Source organism: Escherichia sp. MOD1-EC7011 (assembly GCF_002965005.1).
Classification (GTDB): Bacteria; Pseudomonadota; Gammaproteobacteria; order Enterobacterales; family Enterobacteriaceae; genus Escherichia; species Escherichia ruysiae.
This window is the reverse complement of record NZ_PTRD01000031.1, coordinates 18,942-34,897: the sequence shown is the minus strand read 5'-3', so window position 1 is coordinate 34,897 and position 15,956 is coordinate 18,942. Positions and strand designations below refer to the sequence as shown.

The 15,956-nt window shown below is 51.6% G+C and carries 13 protein-coding genes and 4 tRNA genes; all 17 read right to left on the bottom strand.

Going from position 1 to position 15,956, the window contains the following annotated elements:
• Nucleotides 1-9: 9 nt before the first annotated feature.
• Complete coding sequence (locus A7098_RS16245; protein ID WP_000941566.1) at nt 10-1,245, bottom strand: anaerobic sulfatase maturase; 1,236 nt, start codon at nt 1,243-1,245, stop codon at nt 10-12.
• Nucleotides 1,246-1,392: 147 nt separating this feature from the next.
• Nucleotides 1,393-1,469 (bottom strand) — tRNA-Pro (locus A7098_RS16240).
• 42 nt (nt 1,470-1,511) lie between these two features.
• A tRNA-Leu gene (locus tag A7098_RS16235) sits at nt 1,512-1,598 on the bottom strand.
• A gap of 20 nt (nt 1,599-1,618) precedes the next feature.
• A tRNA-His gene (locus A7098_RS16230) sits at nt 1,619-1,694 on the bottom strand.
• Between the two features lie 58 nt (nt 1,695-1,752).
• Nucleotides 1,753-1,829 (bottom strand) — tRNA-Arg (locus A7098_RS16225).
• A gap of 102 nt (nt 1,830-1,931) precedes the next feature.
• Complete coding sequence (locus A7098_RS16220) at nt 1,932-3,317, bottom strand: amino acid permease (protein WP_000774731.1); 1,386 nt, start codon at nt 3,315-3,317, stop codon at nt 1,932-1,934.
• Between the two features lie 191 nt (nt 3,318-3,508).
• Nucleotides 3,509-4,249, bottom strand: coding sequence for a lipopolysaccharide N-acetylmannosaminouronosyltransferase (gene wecG / locus A7098_RS16210; protein WP_001064054.1), 741 nt, complete (start codon nt 4,247-4,249; stop codon nt 3,509-3,511).
• Between the two features lie 2 nt (nt 4,250-4,251).
• Nucleotides 4,252-5,604, bottom strand: coding sequence for an ECA oligosaccharide polymerase (gene wzyE, locus A7098_RS16205; protein WP_085461500.1), 1,353 nt, complete (start codon nt 5,602-5,604; stop codon nt 4,252-4,254).
• Nucleotides 5,601-6,680, bottom strand: a complete 1,080-nt coding sequence (gene rffT, locus A7098_RS16200; RefSeq protein ID WP_105281093.1) for a TDP-N-acetylfucosamine:lipid II N-acetylfucosaminyltransferase — start codon at nt 6,678-6,680, stop codon at nt 5,601-5,603. The genes wzyE and rffT overlap by 4 nt, the downstream gene beginning before the upstream one ends.
• Nucleotides 6,677-7,927, bottom strand: a complete 1,251-nt coding sequence (wzxE, locus tag A7098_RS16195; RefSeq protein ID WP_000050237.1) for a lipid III flippase WzxE — start codon at nt 7,925-7,927, stop codon at nt 6,677-6,679. The genes rffT and wzxE overlap by 4 nt, the downstream gene beginning before the upstream one ends.
• Nucleotide 7,928: 1 nt before the next feature.
• A complete protein-coding gene (gene rffA / locus A7098_RS16190; RefSeq protein WP_105281092.1) occupies nt 7,929-9,059 on the bottom strand; it encodes a dTDP-4-amino-4,6-dideoxygalactose transaminase in 1,131 nt (376 codons plus the stop codon).
• Nucleotides 9,060-9,063: 4 nt separating this feature from the next.
• Nucleotides 9,064-9,738: a dTDP-4-amino-4,6-dideoxy-D-galactose acyltransferase gene (rffC, locus tag A7098_RS16185; protein WP_105281091.1), complete on the bottom strand. Its 675-nt coding sequence runs from the start codon at nt 9,736-9,738 to the stop codon at nt 9,064-9,066.
• 34 nt (nt 9,739-9,772) lie between these two features.
• Complete coding sequence (gene wecC, locus A7098_RS16180) at nt 9,773-11,035, bottom strand: UDP-N-acetyl-D-mannosamine dehydrogenase (protein WP_105281090.1); 1,263 nt, start codon at nt 11,033-11,035, stop codon at nt 9,773-9,775.
• Nucleotides 11,032-12,162, bottom strand: a complete 1,131-nt coding sequence (wecB, locus tag A7098_RS16175) for a non-hydrolyzing UDP-N-acetylglucosamine 2-epimerase (RefSeq protein ID WP_105281089.1) — start codon at nt 12,160-12,162, stop codon at nt 11,032-11,034. Before wecB ends, wecC begins: the two co-directional genes overlap by 4 nt.
• A gap of 55 nt (nt 12,163-12,217) precedes the next feature.
• Nucleotides 12,218-13,264, bottom strand: a complete 1,047-nt coding sequence (gene wzzE / locus A7098_RS16170) for an ECA polysaccharide chain length modulation protein (protein WP_032226904.1) — start codon at nt 13,262-13,264, stop codon at nt 12,218-12,220.
• Between the two features lie 11 nt (nt 13,265-13,275).
• Nucleotides 13,276-14,379: a UDP-N-acetylglucosamine--undecaprenyl-phosphate N-acetylglucosaminephosphotransferase gene (gene wecA, locus A7098_RS16165; protein ID WP_001050953.1), complete on the bottom strand. Its 1,104-nt coding sequence runs from the start codon at nt 14,377-14,379 to the stop codon at nt 13,276-13,278.
• Nucleotides 14,380-14,618: 239 nt separating this feature from the next.
• Nucleotides 14,619-15,878, bottom strand: coding sequence for a transcription termination factor Rho (gene rho, locus A7098_RS16160; protein ID WP_001517407.1), 1,260 nt, complete (start codon nt 15,876-15,878; stop codon nt 14,619-14,621).
• Between the last annotated feature and the right edge of the window lie 78 nt (nt 15,879-15,956).

Below are 15,956 nucleotides of genomic sequence, written 5' to 3'. Positions count from 1 at the left end.
GCCGCTTTTTTACTTATTCACCACCATCAAATGTGCCTGCATAATGTCGCTGGCCGGGCGACCGTGCGCCAGCAAATCAGCCATTGCTTTAAGATATGGCGGTAGATGGCGGAAATAACGCTGATACCCGGCACACAAATAATTCAGCCCCGGTTTGCCGCTGATATCGAGCATAAAGCGGTGTTTCGGGCAGCCTCCCCAACATGCTTTTAACACGTTACAACTGCGACACTGCGCCGGTAACTGCTTAAATTTATCTTCACCAAACGCCTGCTGCTGCGGGGAATCTACCATTTCTGCGAGGGTCTGCTGAAGCATATTCCCCAGCCGATATTGCGGATAAACAAAGTGATCGCAGGCGTAAACGTCACCGTTGTGCTCAATAATCACCGAACGTCCACAGGTTGGCTGATGATGGCAAACCGCACCCGGCGCACCGACAAAATTGGCAAACGCCCATTCGATATTCATCACGAAAATCTTGCCGACGTCGCGTTTGATCCAGTGGTCGAATATCGCCACCAGAAATTCACCAAATTCATCGGGGCGCACTGACCATTCTGTCAGTTCCCCCTGAATATCACCAGGCGCCTGTAATTTTAGCCCGTCGCTGGCAGATTTTTCATCCGCCAGCCGCTCCACTACAGGAATAAACTGGATGAACTCCACGCCCGCATCACGCAAAAAGTCATAAACCTGCAACGGTTGCAGCGCGCTGGTGCGGTTAACGCACGCCAGCACGTTATAATCAACGTGATATTTTTGCAGTAGTTTAAGTGCGCGCATCACCAGCTTATGCGTTGGTCTGCCACCTTTAGTCACGCGATATTGATTGTGGATCTCAGCCGGGCCATCCAGCGATAACCCAACAAGAAAATGATTTTCTGCCAGAAATGCACACCATTCTTCATCAAGCAGCACACCGTTAGTCTGGAAGCTGTTACTTACCTTCCTGCCAGCACCATATTTCGCCTGTAGCGCCACTGCACGACGGTAAAAATCCAGCCCGAGTAACGTTGGTTCGCCGCCCTGCCAGGTAAATGCCACTTCGTTTTGGGGTTCGCTGGCAGCGATATAGTGACGGACATACGCTTCCAGCATTTCATCGTCCATATGCGTGACAGGTTGTTCGCGGTAAAGGGATTGTTTTTCGAGATAAAAACAGTAGTCACAGTTCAGATTACAATCTGAACCGCTCGGTTTCGCCATTACGTGAAAAGCACGCGTTGGAACCTGTTGCAGCATAGTCGCTCCTTGCCTGAAGTCGTCCTTCGATGAATTTAAGGGCGAAATAATACCGTTTGGCAATGATTAACCACGGGCGTTTATTGCGAAGGGAGAGTGATGGAATGCACAGAAAACAAAAAACCCCGCCGAAGCGGGGTTCAAAATTGGTCGGCGAGAGAGGATTCGAACCTCCGACCCACTGGTCCCAAACCAGTTGCGCTACCAAGCTGCGCTACTCGCCGAAATACTGCTTTTTGAATTTTTAGTTCAATTCTTTAAAGTCGTGGTGCGAGGGGGGGGACTTGAACCCCCACGTCCGTAAGGACACTAACACCTGAAGCTAGCGCGTCTACCAATTCCGCCACCTTCGCATTGTCACAACTTCTAATAATGGGGTGGCTAATGGGATTCGAACCCACGACAACTGGAATCACAATCCAGGGCTCTACCAACTGAGCTATAGCCACCACTACAAATCTTGTTACGCGGTATTACTACCACCGCAGCTCAAGCGCCGGGACTAAATGGCGCGCCCGACAGGATTCGAACCTGAGACCTCTGCCTCCGGAGGGCAGCGCTCTATCCAGCTGAGCTACGGGCGCTTAGCGCCGTTGCGGGGGTGGATAATACGGACTTCGCACCCCTCTGTCTAGTCCCTTTTTAAATAAAATGCGCGTTTGGTTACGGTTTGTGCATTTTGCTGCTTATTCCTCCAGTTTATGCGCTTTACCGTGGCGATTAAGCCCAAAAACTTTATAAATCGCCGTCACCGCCAGCATAAAGATGATGCCAACAAACAGCGACATACGCGTATCTTCATTAAAGTACATGCCGATCAAAACGCAAATCAGGAATGCCATTGTTACGTAGTTGGCCCACGGGAACAGAATGGAGCGGAACGGATGGCTGGCAATCGCCGCTTTGTGCGCACGACGAAAACGCAGTTGGCTTATCAAAATCACAAACCATGGCACCATCCCCGGAAGCACGCTGGCACTGTAGACGTAAACAAACACACGCTGTGGATTGGGGATGATGTAATTCAGGCATGAACCAATCAACAGAATGGCTATTGATACCGCCACACCCGCAACTGGTACGCCGTGACGGGAAACTTTCGCCATCGCCGCCGGTAACTGGCGGTTTTTCGCCAGCGCGTAGAGCATACGTCCGCAACTGTACATGCCGCTGTTACAGCCAGAGAGAGCCGCCGTCAGCACCACAAAGTTGATAATGCCCGCCGCTGCGGTAATGCCGATTTTGGCGAAAGTCAGTACGAATGGGCTGCCGTTGCTGCCTATTTCATTCCACGGGAAGATAGTGACGATAACGAAAATCGCGCCTACGTAGAAAATCAGGATTCGCCATAGCACTTTGCCTACGGCACTGCGCAACGTCACCTGCGGATTCTTCGCTTCACCGGCGGTGATGCCAATCAGCTCCACGCCCTGGTAGGACGCCACCACGATACACAAGGCGGTGAGGAAGCCTTTCCAGCCACCCGCAAAGAAACCGCCATGCTCTGTGAGATTGCTAAAACCAATCGACTGCCCGCCATTGCCAAAACCAAAGAAAATCACGCCCAGGCCAATGACGATCATCACAATGATTGTGGTGACTTTGATCATCGCGAACCAGAACTCGATTTCGCCATACAACCGCACCGCCGCCAGATTTGCCAGCGCCACCAGCGCCACCGCGATCAATGCTGGTATCCATTGTGCCATCTCCGGGAACCAGAACTGGACGTAGACGCCGATGGCGGTGATTTCTGAAATCCCCACAGCCATCCACATAAACCAGTAAGACCAGGCGGTGAGATAGCCAAAGAACGGGCTCATATAACGATGTGCGTAAACGGCGAAAGAACCAGTAACCGGTTCGAGGAACAACATTTCGCCCATTGAACGCATAATGAAAAAGACGAACAGCCCGGCGATGATATAGGCCAACAATACGGATGGCCCAGCCCATTTCAGGGTACTGGCGGCCCCCATAAACAGGCCGACGCCAATGGTGCCCCCCAGGGCGATGAGTTCGATATGTCGAGCTTCCAGCCCACGCTGTAGCTCTGGTTTGTTATCTGCCATAAATCCTCGTGTTGTGTTTGCATGTTTTTCCGGTGTTACCGGTTATCGTTATGGGTACATCGAGTGTTGCGAATGTTTTCGTAATTTAGAAGAAATGGCAAATGAAGCATTAAAAATTTGGATGCTTTGTGTAATAAAACGGCAGACAGGTGACGGAGTGACCACTCCGTCGCTTTACAGAGAGAGGAAAATCAGAGGTTGCCGGTGTAGTGCCAGCGTAAATAGCGCAGTAAACGAAGCTGGCGTTTAATGCGGCTTGGCTGCGAAAGCAGGCGATAGAGCCACTCCAGCCCCAGTTTTTGCCAGATTTTCGGCGCGCGTTTCACATGGCCAGTAAAGACATCATACGTCCCGCCAACGCCCATATACAGCGCATCTGGATGCACCAGACGGCAGTCGCGCATGAAGATCTCCTGCTTTGGCGATCCCATCGCAACGGTGACGATTTGCGCTCCACTGGCATGAATTCGTTCAAACAGCGCCTGACGCTGCTCGGGTTTAAAATAACCATCCTGACTGCCAACGATATTCACATTCCACTGGTTGCGCAGTTTAGCTTCGGTCTGCGCCAGCACTTCAGGTTTACCGCCAACAAGAAATACTGGCGTCCCTTCTTTGCCTGCGCGCGCCATCAGCTCTTCCCAGAGATCGGCCCCGGCAACACGGGAAACCTGCGCCTGTGGGTACTTTTTACGCACTGAACGTACAACGCTGATGCCATCAGCATATTTAAATTCGGCAGCGTTAATTAACTCCCTGACCTCAGCATTATCTTCAATAGTCAGCATTTTTTCGGCATTAATGGCAACCAGCGTTCCCTGCTTAAGCTGCCCTTCAGCGAACAGATAATCGAGGGCGTGCTGCATATCACGCCAACCGATTAACTGTAAGCCACGCAGCGTATAGGTCGGTGCCGTGGTGTTGTTATTCATTGTTATCCTTCAACCTGCGTCCGGAGCGATGATTTTGTGCGTTTATGAATGAGTCCGGCGCTTTCAAAAAGCCAGTACAACAGTTTTGCGATCATCAGACATGCGCCGAAGACCACGATAAAAAAGACCACGCGTGAGACAAACGAATCCAGCCCTTCACGCGCCAGCACGATCATATTGAAGATCGCCCCGAAGCAGAAACTGTGCAATATCGCGGCCTTATAACGATTGGTTTCGCGGTTGCCCAGCTCATACAGCCAGTCGAACCACTTAATGATCAGACCAACCACAATCGCCCCCAGAGGAATAAACAGCGCGCCGCCCATAACAACCAGTGAACCAATAAGCGTAGGCGAGATTGCCAACCCGGAGTGATTGTTCAGCACTTCCCAGGTGAAATAGTTGGCAGAATTCAGCACCATGCTCGGCCGTCCCGGCCACAACCAGGAAGGAATAAAGACATAGAAATCGCGGACAATCGGCGCCAGCCCCTGGAAGTCGATGTTGTCGTAGTTCTGCAACAGCAACGCCAGATTCTCCCACGGCGAGAAGGTGTCGCGAGTGAGATAGAGAAACGTATAGAACGCCTCATCGCCGCTCACGTTCATTCCATAGCGTTTTAGCGCCAGCCAGAACATACCAACAATCCCCAGCACGCCTGCCGCCGCCAGCATCCACAGCGAAATCCAGCCGCGAATAATGCCGATAAACAGAAAGATAGCGAATGCAATGATGATATTGGCGCGAGTACCGCCGACAATCATATAAGTCAGCAAACCAAATGCGACCGTGCTGACGAGGAAAAACAGCCACGCTTTGCTGTCCTGGCGCAGAAAATAGACCACCAGCATCGCCGGGATGAAAAAGTAAAAGAAGCGTTTTAGCGCCACGCCAGAGACTTCACTGGAGAAGATCTGGCTGTAGGAGTTAAGCCGGAACAGCAAAAAACCGTTATGCATGAAGAAGATGCCGACGCTCACCAGCGCGATGCCCATCAGGATCACCCATGTGAGATTGGTCTCCACACGGTTCATGGTAAACAGCGGGCGGCGCGGTACATCGACAACGCGTTTGCGTAGGCGGGTTTTGTAGGTGACGTAGTAAACCGCATAGAAGCAAGCAGCAGAAAGTAGCGCCTGAAGGAGAATGTCTGGCGGCGCAACGCCGACATTAAAGCGAAATACCAGCACGCTGGTCAGCGGAAAGCCAAAGAAAAAAGTGAGCAAAAACAGCAATGAAAAGAAGACATTGAAGTTAAAGCGCACGCGGCGAAACTCAAACCAGGTCAGCGTAGCAATAAACAGTGAGCAAAGCAGCCAGACAACAAACAGGCCGCTAAATTGCAACAGGCTCATGCGTCCTCCCCGCTGGCAATAGCCAACGCCCGCCGCCAGCCTTGCAGATAGTTCGGGCTAAAGAAGGCAATGTTGTTTTTATCCACCGACGCCAGCTGGCGCTGCGCTTCACGCACAATATCCTCGTTGAGATCATCAGTGGTAAACAGCACCGGTAAATGTTGTTCCGTCATATCTTGCCAGAATGGGTTTTCCCGGTTAAGTACGCAGGGAATGCCTGCCTGAATCAACAAGCACAGAGTACCAATGCCCTGCTGGCGGGCAAAAATAAAGTAGCCGAGATCGCACTGGCGAAGTAGCGCCAGATAGGCGTCAAAATCCAGTTTTTCGCTCAAAATTTGCAGATTTTCTTCGCTGAACAATTTCAGCCCCGCCTGACGAACTTCGTTGATATACACATCGTTATTGGGCGGATACCCCATCGGCACCACCACTTTTACCGTATCGCCAAACTGCTGATGAACAGCATTTAAGGCGGCAATGTGTTCATTGCTGCGATCGCCGGAGTTCCCCACCAGAATGGTCATTTTCCCTTCACTTTGCCGATCGTTCGCCATCGTATTGAGAGATGGATCCATCCGCGTCGGGAAGTAAATCAGTTCGCCCCTCACCTTAGGATGCGTTTTAGCAAAAAAGCTCAAATCACCGCGAGTAGCAAATACGCAGCCAACTCGCTTTTGTGCCAGCCGGCGGATAGGGTAAAACAGTTTAAATTTCAGCCCGCTGGAGACCTCATAGAGATCTGCCCCCCAGATATGCCAGTAAAACTGGCTGGGTTTGATACCACCACTCAGCAACGCCAGCCACAGCGTGGTGTTGAACTGACCGTGGAAGAAAAATCGCTGCTGCCGGTTAGCTTTCGCCTTTGCGATGACCGCTTCTGCCAGGGATTTTTTATCAGGGTAAAATTGCACAGAAAGTGCCGGACAGCTGTCACTTAAGCCGTCGTCCTTGCCAGCAACCATAAACTCGCGCGCGTGCTCGCTCGTTGCGGCCAGCGCGTCGTTGAAAAACCGTAAAACGGTTTGGTTATGGTGAGGGATATCCGATCCCAGTACGTGAATCAGTACAGTCATGCCCGCCTACGCCAGAGTAAAAACACGCCACAACAAAGAGAGAAATAGACGATATACGTTGCCATATAAGCCTGCGCCGCGCCCAGCGCGCCATGCGCGGGGATCAACCAGTGGGCAAATACCATCAACAAAGTGAACTGGCTGACTTCCGCCAGGATATAAAACCGCAGCGACGCTTTGGCGATCACCAGGTAACCAAAGACATAAGCACCCACTTTTAACACATCGCCCACCAACTGCCAGGCAAAGAGATCGCGCATAGCGGTAAATTTATTCGATAACAGCAGCCAGATGGCAAAATCGCGCAGCAGCCAGACGGTAAAACTCGCCACCGCCACTGCCGGTAAGACGAATTTCAGCGACTTCACCACTTCCCGGGTGATATCGCGCTTTTCCGTTAGCCGCGACAACGTGGGCAGTAAATACACGCTAAAAGAGGCGGTAATGAATTGCAGGTAGGCATCGGAAATACTGCTCACCCCTTGCCAGATGCCCACTTCATCCCAGCTATACTGCGCCGCCAGCAGTTTACGCATCATGATGTAAGCAACGGGCAAGGTCACCGACGTAATCAACGCCATGAGCGTAAATTTGCTCAACTGCCCTGCCAGACCATTATCCCAGCTGGGTTTCAGATAGCTTAACGGGATTGCACCACGCTTAATTAGCATGATGACGGCAGGAATCACCACCAGCGCAGGAATCAACGCCAGTCCCAGCAACGCCCCTTCATAACCGCCCAAACGGTAACTGACGTAATAGGCAATAACGCCAAGCAAGCTGCCGAGAATAAGCGACAGGGCATTACCGGCGGCATCACGAAAACCTTTCATCAGCGCCAGCAGCAGGTTGCCCCAGGCGATCCCCATCTGTACGAGTGCAACCAATCGCACCAGCCCCTGATAGTCGGTATTACCGAACAATCCCTGGCTGATTGGGGCAGCCGCCAGCACAAAAACCAGCGCCATCAGCGTAGAGAAGGCAAGCACCATCGCTGATGAAGTGCCGACCACGCGGCGTAGCTGCTGCGGATTATCATGGTACTGGGCAACGTATTTCGTTACGCCGTTAAAGATGCCCGCCCCAGCGAGCACGCCGAGCACGGTAATCAACTGGCGGAAATTTGCCGCCAGCCCCAGCCCAGCCGGACCAAATGACACCGCCAGCAACTTACCGACCAGCAACCCGGCACCAATCTTGACCAGCGTACTGGCCGCCGTCCATAAGGACGCTTTTGCCAGCGACATATCAGGAGAAGTAGTTCAACAAGGTCGCAATTACCGTGCGTTGATTGACGGGCGACAAATTGTAGAACAGCGGCAGGCGCAGCAGGCGCTCGCTCTCTTTGGTGGTGTAGCGATCTTCGCCGTGGAACTCACCAAAGCGTTCACCCGCAGGGCTTGCGTGTAGCGGAATATAATGGAACACCGCCATAATTTCCGCTTCTTTCAGGAAGTTAATCAATGCGCTCCGGTCATCATTATCCCGCAGCTTAATGTAGAACATATGCGCGTTCTGCACGCAGCCATCCGGAATCGACGGCAGTTCGATACGCCCGGCTTTCGCCAGAGGTGCTAACGCATCGTAGTAGTTTTGCCACAACGCCAGACGTTGCTGGTTGATACTTTCGGCGGCTTCCAGTTGCGCCCACAGGTACGCAGCTTGCAGATCGGACATCAGATAGCTGGAACCAATATCACGCCAGGTATATTTATCGACCTGACCACGGAAGAACTGGCTGCGGTTAGTGCCTTTTTCGCGGATGATCTCGGCACGTTCAATCAACGCTTTATCGTTAATCAGCGTCGCACCGCCTTCCCCGCCCGCCGTATAGTTTTTGGTTTCATGGAAGCTAAAGCAGCCAATATGACCAATGGTTCCCAGCGCACGCCCTTTGTAAGTGGACATCACGCCCTGAGCGGCATCTTCCACCACAAACAGGTTATGCTTTTTCGCCAGCGCCATAATGGTGTCCATTTCACAGGCCACGCCCGCGTAATGTACCGGCACGATAACACGCGTTTTGTCGGTGATCGCCGATTCAATAAGCGTTTCGTCGATGTTCATGGTGTCCGGGCGGATATCCACAAAGACGATTTTCGCGCCACGCAGCACAAAGGCATTGGCGGTGGAGACAAAGGTGTAGCTCGGCATGATCACTTCATCGCCAGGCTGGATATCGAGCAGCAACGCCGCCATCTCCAGCGAAGCGGTGCAGGACGGCGTCAGCAGCACTTTGGCACTACCAAAACGTTGCTCCAGCCACTGCTGGCAGCGACGGGTAAAACCGCCATCGCCGCACAGTTTGCCGCTACCCATTGCCGACTGCATATAGTCGAGTTCGGTTCCTACCACCGGCGGTGCGTTAAATGGAATCATGTGATCACCTGTATAACCAGTACGCGGTGCTTTCTACATTCGCACCACTTTGTATGTATCGTTTAAGCGCGGCGGTGTTGCCCATCTGGGTCGCCACCCGCAATGTTGTTTTACCGCGAGCATACGCCCAGTTTAGTGCCGCTTGCATCAGCTGTGCACCGGAGCCACGGCCTGCCAGCAAGCCAATGCGCGCGTCAGTGGCATTCAACTCTCGTAGAGAAACATAGCCACAAATATCACCAGACGCCGAACGTAGAATCAGGCATTGATGATCAAAAGTGCCGCGTACGGCGTTTTCAATCCACTGCGCATAAAAGCGCCCACTGGCGTCAAGCGCATACCACGGCGCACGAAAACGGCTTTGCGCAAATGCCTTACTGGCTAACTGGCGTAGCACTGGAATATCTGTCTCTTGTGCCACTTCTGCGTCGCTATCACTTGCACTGTTCACAGGCAGTACCAAATCAACTTCACCCTCAACCAGTAAGAATCCCAGTTGTTGCAAGGCGTCCAGCTCATCGGTATTTGATGCGGCAATTTTGGCCTGCACCCGTGACCACGGCGCTAAGGCGTCTGACGTCAGGAGTGGCGCGTCAGGACTAATACGCACAATGGCGCTGTTGACACCAAAGAAGGTGTTTTCCCAGGTTAGTGGTTCAATTCTGGCGCGAATGGGCATTGTGTGACTCCCTCAAAACAGTCATTCACTGTAATCAGCGCCAGACCCCTTTGGTATCTACGACATACTGCTGTTTAACATGTTCGCCGCTGATGGCTTTGAACTGACTGTGATCGACCAGCATCACCAGTACATCTGCCGTTTCCAGTGCGTCGTCAAGCTGCGCCAGAGTGCAAAGTCCGATCAGTTTTTTCGGCAACTGGTGAATATTCGGTTCAACAACCAGCGTTTCACCGCTGTGCCATTGCGCGATCAGTTCAGCGATTTCCATTGCCGGACTTTCGCGCAGATCATCAATATTCGGTTTAAACGCCAGACCAAAGCAGGCAATTTTCAGCTCGCTGGCGCGTTTATCCGTAGCGGACAGGCAATCGGCCACCACCGCTTTGACCTGATCGATAACCCAGAAAGGTTTGTTGTCGTTCACTTCGCGTGCGGTACGGATAAGCCGCGCCTGCTGCGGGTTCTGCGCCACGATAAACCACGGATCAACAGCGATACAGTGACCGCCCACGCCAGGCCCAGGCTGAAGAATATTGACTCGTGGATGGCGATTCGCCAGGCGAACCAGTTCCCAGACGTTAATCCCCTGATCGGCACAAATTAGCGACAGTTCGTTAGCAAAAGCAATATTCACATCGCGGAAGCTGTTTTCAGTCAGCTTACACATTTCCGCCGTCCGCGAGTTAGTGACGACACACTCTCCTTCGAGGAAAATTTTGTACAGTTCGCTGGCGCGCGCAGAACAAACCGGCGTCATACCGCCAATCACACGGTCATTTTTAATCAACTCGACCATCACCTGCCCCGGCAACACACGTTCAGGGCAGTAGGCAATATTCACGTCAGCCTGCTCGCCCACTTGCTGCGGGAAAGTCAGATCTGGACGCATCTCTGCTAACCATTCTGCCATCTTCTCGGTTGCCCCCACCGGCGAGGTGGACTCAAGGATCACCAGCGCGCCTTTTTTCAGTACTGGCGCAATAGAGCGGGCAGCCGATTCGACGTAAGTCATATCCGGTTCATGATCGCCTTTAAACGGCGTAGGTACAGCAATCAACCAGGCATCCGCCTCAACCGGCGTCGTGCTCGCTCGTAAAAATCCACCTTCTACGGCAGTTTTTACCACGCTCGCCAAATCAGGCTCGACGATATGGATTTCGCCACGATTGATGGTATCAACCGCTTGTTGGTTGATATCGACACCAATCACCTGTTTTTGCCGGGAGGCAAACGCTGCCGCCGTCGGCAGCCCAATGTAACCCAGTCCAATGACAGAAATGGTCGCAAAACTCATAGTGATATCCGATTATTTTTTAACGCTTCCAAAATGCGAGAGCATGCCTGACCATCACCATACGGGTTATGGGCGCGGCTCATAGTTTGATATTCGTTTTCGTCTTTTAAAAGACGCGTCACTTCCTCGACAATTCGCTGCTTATCCGTGCCTACCAGACGCACCGTACCCGCCATCACTGCTTCCGGACGTTCAGTGGTATCGCGCATCACCAGCACCGGTTTACCCAGTGAAGGCGCTTCTTCCTGAATACCGCCAGAGTCAGTCAAAATCAACCAGGCGTGGTTCATCAGCCAGACAAACGGTAAATATTCCTGGGGATCGATCAGAATGACATTTTTCACATGCCCCAGAATGCGGTTTACCGGTTCTCTGACGTTCGGGTTGAGATGTACCGGATAGACAATCTGGATGTCCTGATGAGTGGTGGCGATTTCTGCCAGTGCGTGGCAAATTTCTTCAAAGCCACGACCGAAGCTCTCACGTCTGTGACCGGTCACCAGAATCATCTTCTTATCGGGGTCGATAAACGGGTAATTTGCCGCCAGTTCAGAACGCAGCGTATCGCTGCTCATCACCTGGTCGCGCACCCACAGCAAGGCGTCGATAACGGTATTGCCGGTAATAAAGATTCGGCTGTCAGCAACGTTTTCACGCAGCAGGTTTTGCCGGGAAGTTTCAGTTGGCGAGAAATGGTACATCGCCAGATGACCGGTCAGTGTGCGGTTAGCCTCTTCCGGCCACGGTGAATAGAGATCACCAGTACGCAGTCCAGCCTCTACGTGACCAACAGGAATACGCTGATAAAACGCTGCCAGGCTGGTTGCCAGTGTGGTAGTGGTATCACCGTGAACCAGCACGACGTCAGGTTTAAACTCGGCAAGAATAGGTTTTAGCCCTTCCAGAATCCGACAGGTTATCTCTGTCAGACCCTGCCCTGGCTGCATTATGTTGAGATCGTAGTCAGGTACAATGGAAAAGAGTTTCAGCACCTGATCGAGCATCTCCCGATGCTGCGCAGTGACGCAAACTTTAGCCTCAAAAAAAGGATCTTTTGCCAACGCATGCACCAGCGGTGCCATCTTGATGGCTTCCGGGCGCGTACCAAATACAGTCAGTACTTTCACATCGATTCTCTTTGAATAAGCGGCGAGCGCCTTTGCGCTCACCGCAGCAGTGTTGCTATTTCGAGCAACGGCGGGTTAATGCGACACCAGCCCCGATCAGCCCCCCGACAATGCCCCACATAATCATCAGGAAGGCACGACGTGGGCTATCGCGTTTTACCGGTTCTTCCGGCGTACGCAAATAGCGATAGGTCTGAAAACGCGGATCCAGGGTTGGACCTACATTAAGGGTGTTTAACATGGCCCGATTCTGATCATAGTCAAGATCAAAGGCCGGACCGACGGCCTGTAAATTTTCTAATCGCGCCTGCAGCATAGGGCGCCCCAGCAAAAACATTTCTGAATCAGGCAATTCATCCGCAGGGACATCTGTCGCACTACGGGAAATATTATGTTGCTCGGCGATTTTGAGCGCCTGCTCAATGCTGTTTACCCGGCGGTCGTAGATCGCTTTCGCAACTTCTTCCTGACGCTTCACCTGGGCTTTCATTTGGATAGTGCGTGCTGCCCATGCGCCTTTTAGCTCATCATTCAGATGGCTGGCAGCGCGCTGACTGGCGAATGCGACATATTGACGCAGTAGATTATTGGCATCAGGGGCAGTTTCGGCAATCAATTTAACGTTATCATTGGTCGCACGGGTGAAATCACCGGGAATAAACTGGATGTTGTTGATCATTTCATCCAGCAGAGCCGCATCGGCTTTACTGTTACCGACCATCCGCTGTTTGTAATAATCCGTCTGCAGCCAGAAATCGCGACGGGTGTCCCACGACGCCAGCTGCATAACAAATTCTTTATAGGCTTCGTCCATGACCGATGGTTGGTCGGCAGGAGCCATGTTCGAACGGACGTCCAGGTTACGCAAAAACTGCTGCTGCGAGTAGTATCCCCCCAGCATATTCACCGTTGGACGATCGGTAATCGCCGTCGCACTCCACTCCTGGCGGGCGAAAAATGTATACGCCAGCGCAATTAACGCAAACGCCAGCCCCATGCAAATAATCCACAGCTTCCCAGCCCACAAGGTACGAAACAACCCACGAATATCCAGTTCATTTTCAGCGTCTTCGGCTGGTTTCCCAGGCATTGGTTGCGTCATTACATCCTCGTTTATTTGGTTAAGTTGGGGCTGCCACCACGATTTCTGCGCAGTCGGCGTTTCACACGCTTAATAAAGCGAGCAACCTTCCAGGCGCGCTTAATGCAATAGCCATAGAGGAAGAATGCTAGCAAAAAGAGCACCAGCATGACCCATTCAGGGACAAAATGAGAATATTCTGCCAGCACGCCAATGGAAGCAAGCAGTGCAGCAGCAAGGGTAATCAGCACAAATGCCTGACGAGAAGTAAAGCCAGCGCGCATGATTAAATGATGAATGTGCTGACGGTCAGGCGAGAACGGACTCATGCCTTTACGCAGGCGACGATACATAATAGCCACCATATCCATCAGCGGAATGGCGATTATCCATAATGCAGTCACCGGGCTAATCGGATGCGTTTTACCCTGGGTGGTTTCCAGCAGGATCCAGATTACGGTAAAACCAATCAATGTACTGCCCGCATCGCCCATAAAGACTTTGTAGCGACGCCCCAGAATACCGAGGTTAAGCATGATGTAAGGCAGGATGGCGGCAATCATCGCAAAGCACCAGATAGCGAGGCTGGTTTGCCCGTCGAACCACAAAATCATGCCAATTGCCGCAAATGAGACGCAGGATAACCCGCCCAGCAAACCATCAATGCCATCAACCATATTGAAAGCATTAATTGCCGCCCAGACTGCAAACAACGTCAGGAAATACCCAAACGGTCCAAGTACCATCTCCCAGTCGCCAAAAATATAGCCAAGGCTACTGAGATAAAGTTTGCCGAACACCATCATAATGATGCCAACAGCGGCCTGTATGGTGGCTCGAATTTTTACGCTGATATCAAAACGGTCATCCAGCGCGCCGATGAACACCAGGACGCCAGCGCAAGCCAGGTAGAGAGATGCATGCGGAATGTAATAATCGACAATTCCGAACGTAAAGCAAATCCCTGCATAAACTGAAATACCCCCAACGAGCGGTATCAATCCCTGGTGACGTTTGCGGAAGTTAGGTTTATCCACTAAACCGACTTTTTTTGCCACCTTGCGGGCAAAAAACAGAAACAGTGTCGTGAATAAAAAAATACTGATGAGATCAGTACTCACTGTCAGTAAATTCACAATGCATGCTCTCAGAGAAAATTATTAGCAGAAGTATACCCACGAAGACCTTTATTCAGAAGGGAAACTACTTTCTGAACCAATCAGACTTGTGTAAAAACCAACCACTCGCGACGAAAATCGTATAAAACACCCGCAAAAACCAGGAATTTTCCCACCATCACAGGCACGCTGCTAAGATTACAGATATAAAAGCAAAACGCCACGTAAACACGTGGCGTTTTTAGCATAAGACAAATTTATGAGCGTTTCATCATATCAAAGAAATCGTCATTGGTCTTGGTCATTGCCAGTTTATTAATGAGGAATTCCATTGCGTCGATTTCACCCATCGGGTGAATGATTTTGCGCAGGATCCACATTTTCTGCAGCTCTTCCTGAGTAGTGAGCAGTTCTTCTTTACGTGTACCGGAACGGTTGTAGTCGATAGCCGGGAAGACGCGTTTTTCAGCGATCTTACGAGAGAGGTGCAGTTCCATGTTACCGGTGCCTTTAAACTCTTCGTAGATAACTTCGTCCATTTTGGAACCCGTATCGATCAGCGCCGTCGCGATGATGGTCAGGCTGCCGCCCTCTTCCACGTTACGCGCCGCACCGAAGAAGCGTTTCGGACGATGCAGTGCGTTAGCATCCACACCACCGGTCAACACTTTACCGGAAGCCGGAACGACGGTGTTGTAAGCACGCGCCAGACGAGTAATAGAGTCGAGCAGAATAATAACGTCTTTCTTGTGCTCAACCAGACGTTTCGCCTTCTCGATCACCATTTCCGCAACCTGAACGTGGCGAGATGCCGGTTCATCAAAGGTAGAAGCGACAACTTCCCCTTTAACCAGACGCTGCATCTCGGTTACTTCTTCCGGACGTTCGTCAATCAGCAGAACCATCAGCACACAATCCGGGTGATTGTAAGCAATGCTCTGGGCGATATTCTGCAGCAGCATGGTTTTACCCGCTTTCGGCGGCGCCACAATCAGACCACGTTGACCACGACCGATTGGCGAAGCCAGATCCAGCACGCGAGCGGTCAAATCTTCAGTAGAACCGTTACCACGTTCCATACGCAGACGAGAGTTTGCGTGCAGCGGGGTCAAGTTCTCAAAGAGGATTTTATTGCGGGCGTTTTCAGGTTTATCGAAGTTAACTTCATTAACTTTCAGCAGCGCAAAATAGCGTTCACCTTCTTTCGGCGGGCGAATCTTACCAGAGATGGTATCACCAGTGCGGAGGTTGAAACGGCGGATTTGGCTGGGAGAAACGTAGATGTCATCAGGACCGGCGAGGTAGGAGCTGTCTGCGGAACGGAGGAAACCAAATCCATCCTGCAATATCTCCAGTACGCCATCACCAAAGATATCTTCGCCACTCTTTGCGTGCTGCTTCAGGATGGCAAAAATAATGTCCTGCTTACGCATACGAGCCAGATTTTCCAGCCCCATATTTTCGCCGAGAGTGATCAGCTCAGAAACCGGCGTATTCTTTAATTCGGTAAGATTCATAGTGGTGTGAGTTCTTAAACTTGGGGTAAATCTCGAACTTAATGTTGTGAATGGTATGGCAGGATCATCCATGCCTGT